A 5,132-nucleotide genomic window follows, 5' to 3' on the forward strand; every position below is an offset into this window, starting at 1 on the left:
CAACAAGATACGGGCACGGGTCAGTTTGCGAGCCGAGTGCTTTCCAGTCCTCAACAGGGTTTCTAGCTGTTGAACTTCGGCATCCGTTAAATCGACGATGTAACGCTTCTGACTCATAATGATCTTCCTGGATTTGAGTCACCTTACCAGAAATAACCCCACCAGGCAAAGTTCCCTTGGCAGACTACTAGGTGATAGAGCAAAATCGTGACGTTATGACTTTTGTGAATGTACTCGCTCATCCTGGCATTTTACGCTGCAGAGCAGCGGGGAATCGACCCGCAGGGATTGAAAGGAACAAATTTCAAGGGAGCGAACTTGAATGGAGCAAAAATGCCAGATGGGAGAACGCACAACGATTACTAAAATCCGCCAATTATTTTAGTGCTTGAAGCAAAATCTTTAAAGTAATTTTGATAGAGAATCTTTATGTCAAAAGAACAAAAAGGTAATAGAGAAGCTAAAAAACCGAAAGCACATTCTGATGGAACTAAGAAACAAAAGAAAGACCCAAAAAGACATGATGGGACGATTACAGGACAATTTGGTGACGCAAAATAGGACTTATTGATGTAGTCTAATTCTGCTCTCTTCTTACGAGATACGATCGCTTCATCACTTTAACTTCCTACCTCTTACTTTACGTTAAGCAGGTGGGAACTTTTTTGATCAACCCAATAACCCTGTATACAAAACATCGCATTGTCATAGTAGAAGAGTAACCTTCGATATTTGGAGGGAGTTGGATATCAGAGGATCGAATATTAGTTCTTATTGTCTAATGAATCGGCTGGCTTTAGTTGCCCGCGTTGATGCGATCGCTTTACATGTCTTCCTTTAGAAATCTCCTCCTTCAGAAATACATTGGAATGAATTGGAGATTTGACGTAATTCATGTAAGTATTTTGTTATAGTGGTTCGCATAACGCAACAAACTCCTGATCACGAATTTCCTGATAGTGCTTCCATCAATAACTGAGACATCGGAAATTTGTATAGCAAGCGCAGCAGGTCGATCTGCTTACAGAGCAAAGATTGCAAGACGGCTAGTTTACTATCAAACTCATGGTTTTACCCCGCTTAGGTGATAGGAGTCAGATATGGATACGGACATGAATATGGACCGGGCGATCGAACTTACTATAGAGCAGGATTTTAGCCTCAGAAGCTTTGCTGATATGGTTCAAAAAATGTCGTGTGAACAGGCACAGGAATTTCTGGTTAAGCAGCATCGGCTCATGATGATTCAGAAAACGATGTATCAAGAGATTTTGAAGCATGAATGGAAATTAGGCTCAGATTTTGCTGCTCGTTAGTTTAGACAGCAATTCTAATTGCTTATGCTTGAACCAGTTCTTAAAATTACAAAGCTCGGAGTAATAATCATGACAAGTTCTACAAAAATTACCTCTTCTAATTCTAACGATCGCAACGGTTGGGTTTCGGGCTTTACCCCTCAAACTGAGAGCTGGAATGGTCGTTTAGCGATGCTCGGATTCGTGTCTGTTCTACTGATTGAGCTGTTTTCCGGTCAAGGGGTTCTTCACTTCTGGAATTTGTTGTAGCTCAGGTACTGCCGCGTTCTTTCAGTAACCCTACTGCGATTGATTAATTAGCAAAGACAGCTGTATAGATTGCGCATCAGGTTTTGGGTGCGTTGCGTCTTCCAAAATCTCATTCATTCAGAACGATCAAGTTAAAGTTTTTATTGTTTTTTATATCATATTCAACCAAACCAACCGGGAAGTACAACGGTTTCCCGGTAATTTATAAATTGGAAACTCCATCCTTTCATTTTAATGAGTGTAAAGTACGAATTTTTTGTTTCAATTTTCTTAGGTAATAGTGATGCCGATTAAAGATCAACCAACTCCTCAACGTTCCCGCCAATTCAGCAATATTTTTCTGATCATAGGGACCTTGTTTCTAATTTCCAATCTTGTCTTGCCGAATATTTTAGGTCCCAAAATTCCTGGTGTGCCCTACAGCCTGTTTATCCATCAGGTGCAGGAAGGTGAAGTTCAACGGGTGCAGGTGGGACAAAATCAGATTCGATTTCAATTGAAGACGGCTGATGATCAGGCTGGGCAAGTGTTCTCAACCACTCCTATTTTTGATTTGGGCTTGCCCAATTTGCTAGAAGAGAAAGGCGTTGAATTTGCCGCTGCCCCGCCGCCCAGAAATGGCTGGGTTGGTAACATTCTGGGTTGGGTGATTCCCCCACTCATCTTTGTTGGCATCTGGCAGTTTTTTATGCGGCGTGGCGGCGGTGCCCAGGGGATGCTTTCGATCGGTAAGAGCAAAGCCAAGGTATATGTGGAAGGCGAAGCTGCCAAGACAACCTTTGCGGACGTGGCAGGGGTCGAGGAAGCCAAGGCTGAGTTAGTCGAAATCGTGGACTTCCTCAAAACACCTGCACGTTACACCCAGATTGGAGCGCGAATTCCCAAAGGTGTGCTGCTGGTCGGACCACCAGGAACAGGTAAAACGCTGCTGGCAAAAGCTGTGGCTGGGGAAGCTGGAGTTCCCTTTTTCAGTATTTCCGGATCTGAGTTTGTAGAAATGTTTGTCGGGGTGGGATCTTCGCGGGTGCGGGATTTGTTTGAACAGGCGAAGAAGCAGGCTCCCTGCATTGTGTTTATTGATGAACTGGATGCGATCGGTAAGTCGCGCAGCAGCAACGGGTTCTATGGCGGCAATGATGAGCGAGAACAAACGCTAAACCAGTTGTTGTCTGAGATGGACGGCTTTGCGGCAGAAGGGGCAACAGTCATCGTGTTAGCCGCCACCAATCGCCCGGAAATTCTCGATCCGGCCCTTTTGCGCCCCGGTCGGTTTGATCGGCAAGTGTTGGTTGATCGCCCTGCCCTAGCGGGACGAGAAGCCATTCTCAATATCCATGCTCAAAAAGTGAAGCTGGGAGAGGATGTGGATCTCAAGGCGATCGCCACCCGTACCCCTGGTTTTGCCGGAGCAGACCTGGCAAACCTGGTGAATGAAGCGGCACTGTTAGCGGCTCGGAATGGACGGCAGGCAGTCGCTCAGACAGATTTTGCCGAAGCGATCGAGCGGGTTGTGGCAGGACTGGAAAAGAAAAGCCGGGTTCTGAACGATAAAGAAAAGAAAATCGTGGCCTATCACGAGGTCGGTCATGCCTTGGTGGGTCAACTGATGCCAGGAAGTGGTCGGGTGGAAAAAATCTCGATTGTCTCTCGCGGCATGGCAGCTCTGGGGTACACACTGCAACTGCCAACCGAAGATCGGTTTTTAATGGATGAAGCCGAACTGCGGGGACAGATCGCAACCTTACTGGGTGGGCGATCGGCAGAAGAGATTGTGTTTAACAGCATCACGACTGGAGCATCCAATGATTTGCAGCGGGCGACTGATCTGGCGGAGCAAATGGTAACCACCTTTGGCATGAGCAAAATTCTGGGACCGCTGGCGTATCAGCAAAGCACAAGACCGATGTTTCTGGAAAATGGGATGCCCAATGCCCGCCGCTCCGTGAGTGATGAAACCGCCCAGGCGATCGATCGCGAGGTGAAAGAAATCGTGGAGACCGCGCATCAACAGGCGTTGGAGACGATTAGGCAAAACCGCGATTTGCTAGAAACCATTACCCTACAACTTCTGGAAACAGAGGCGATCGAAGGTGAGAAACTGCATCAGCTATTAAATCAGGTTCAACCTGCACCAATCAACTCGCACCAGTCATCTGAGGCATTTGTTTAAGACATTGGATGCTGGCAAAACGCTCTAGTCCAAGATTAAGAACTACAGCCATTCAAATTCCTTTCAACGAAACTATTTTGGGGGTTTTATGTCTACTTCTGTCGCAAAAGGTGTTCTTGTCACCATTATCGGTGAAGCTTTCCTACAAGATCGGTTGATCCAACTGCTCACAAAACTGGGGGTTTCTGGTCATACGATCATTCCAGCCCAGGGCGCAGGCAGTCATGGGAGACGTATGGGGGATATGGCTGGCCATAACACCAGTATTGAAATCAAAACGATCGTTAACTCGAAAGCCTCTGAGCAATTGTTGGAAGACCCGGAACCCTTGCGCTCTAATCATGCTCTAATTGCGTTTCGACAAACGGTAGATGGCTTGTTCGATTAAACTCCCTTCTTCGATATATTTCTAGTTTGGTAATTTGGGTAATACCAATTTTCAAAATTTTATGTCCTTTCTGAGGCTTTAACTATGTCTTTTACGATCGATTCAGCCCGTTCTATCTTCCCTGACACTCAAGTTGCTGATACTATTCCAGCGATCGTTCAATCATTCAATCAATTGAGCGCTGAAGATCAGTTAGCGTTACTTTGGTTTGCCTACACTGAAATGGGCATGGCCATTACGTCCGCTGCCATACAGGTCGTCAATATGGTATTTGCCGAAGCAACTCTGACTGAAATCAAGCAGATGTCAGCGCTAGAACAAACGCAAGTAATGTGCGATCTGGTCAACCACACAGATACGCCGATTTGTCGGACCTATTCGTCCTTTGGGACAAACATTAAGTTGGGCTTCTGGTATCAGTTAAGTGAGTGGATGGAACAGAAAATTGTAGCTCCTATTCCCAAAGGCTATCAATTGTCTACAAAAGCAGCAGATTTGCTCCAAGCTATCCGTCAGCTAGAAGGAGGACAGCAACTTACCGTATTCCAAGATGTTGTTGTCAGCATGGGATATGCCTCAACGGGAAATACTGCAAAAGTTCAAGAACCCGTAATTGCCCCGAAAGAGGCTGCACCTCGAACCAGAGTCAGCGTTAAGGGTGTCAATAATGAGACTGTCCTCAGCTATATGAACAATATGAACGCCTTTGATTTTCGGGCGGCTGTGGCTTTATTTGCAGCAGAAGGTGCCCTGAAACCTCCCTTCCAGGAACCGATTACAGGTCATGAAAATATTCTCGCGTATATGCGTGACGAATGCTACGGACTCACGCTGTTACCAGAACAAGGGGTTTCTGAGCCAGCCGAAGCAGGATTCACTCAGATTAAAGTGATAGGGAAAGTGCAAACACCATGGTTTGGCGATAAGGTCGATATTAACCTGGCATGGCGATTTTTGCTTAATCCTGAAGGTCAGATTTTCTTTGTAGGAATTGACATCCTGGCATCGC

General features: G+C 45.9%; 6 protein-coding genes. All 6 read left to right on the plus strand.

Features of this window, described 5'->3' with window-relative positions:
- Positions 1-429 precede the first annotated feature (429 nt).
- Positions 430-561 (plus strand): hypothetical protein, encoded by a 132-nt coding sequence (locus tag H6F80_RS30335; RefSeq protein ID WP_277879084.1) that lies wholly within the window; start codon positions 430-432, stop codon positions 559-561.
- A 539-nt stretch (positions 562-1,100) separates the two neighbouring features.
- Complete coding sequence (locus H6F80_RS09265; protein ID WP_242067252.1) at positions 1,101-1,316, plus strand: NblA/ycf18 family protein; 216 nt, start codon at positions 1,101-1,103, stop codon at positions 1,314-1,316.
- 69 nt (positions 1,317-1,385) lie between these two features.
- Positions 1,386-1,565: a CAB/ELIP/HLIP family chlorophyll-binding protein gene (locus H6F80_RS09270; protein ID WP_190791283.1), complete on the plus strand. Its 180-nt coding sequence runs from the start codon at positions 1,386-1,388 to the stop codon at positions 1,563-1,565.
- Positions 1,566-1,848: 283 nt separating this feature from the next.
- Positions 1,849-3,735 carry an ATP-dependent zinc metalloprotease FtsH gene (ftsH, locus tag H6F80_RS09275; RefSeq protein ID WP_190791284.1) on the plus strand — a complete coding sequence of 629 codons (1,887 nt, stop codon included), beginning with the start codon at positions 1,849-1,851 and terminating at the stop codon, positions 3,733-3,735.
- Positions 3,736-3,823: 88 nt separating this feature from the next.
- Positions 3,824-4,123, plus strand: a complete 300-nt coding sequence (locus H6F80_RS09280) for a P-II family nitrogen regulator (protein WP_190791285.1) — start codon at positions 3,824-3,826, stop codon at positions 4,121-4,123.
- 84 nt (positions 4,124-4,207) lie between these two features.
- A partial coding sequence (locus H6F80_RS09285) for an orange carotenoid protein N-terminal domain-containing protein (RefSeq protein ID WP_190791286.1) occupies positions 4,208-5,132 on the plus strand: 925 nt, incomplete at its 3' end.

The sequence above is a fragment of the Leptolyngbya sp. FACHB-711 genome, from assembly GCF_014695615.1.
In the GTDB taxonomy this organism is placed as follows: domain Bacteria; phylum Cyanobacteriota; class Cyanobacteriia; order Elainellales; family Elainellaceae; genus Leptolyngbya_A.

Excerpts from the sequence above, each read along its gene's own strand:
- H6F80_RS09280 (WP_190791285.1), top strand. The coding sequence starts at position 3,824 with ATGTCTACTTCTGTCGCAAAAGGTGTTCTTGTCACCATTATCGGTGAA.
- H6F80_RS09270 (WP_190791283.1), top strand. The coding sequence starts at position 1,386 with ATGACAAGTTCTACAAAAATTACCTCTTCTAATTCTAACGATCGCAAC.
- ftsH (WP_190791284.1), top strand. The coding sequence starts at position 1,849 with ATGCCGATTAAAGATCAACCAACTCCTCAACGTTCCCGCCAATTCAGC.
- H6F80_RS30335 (WP_277879084.1), top strand. The coding sequence starts at position 430 with ATGTCAAAAGAACAAAAAGGTAATAGAGAAGCTAAAAAACCGAAAGCA.
- H6F80_RS09265 (WP_242067252.1), top strand. The coding sequence starts at position 1,101 with ATGGATACGGACATGAATATGGACCGGGCGATCGAACTTACTATAGAG.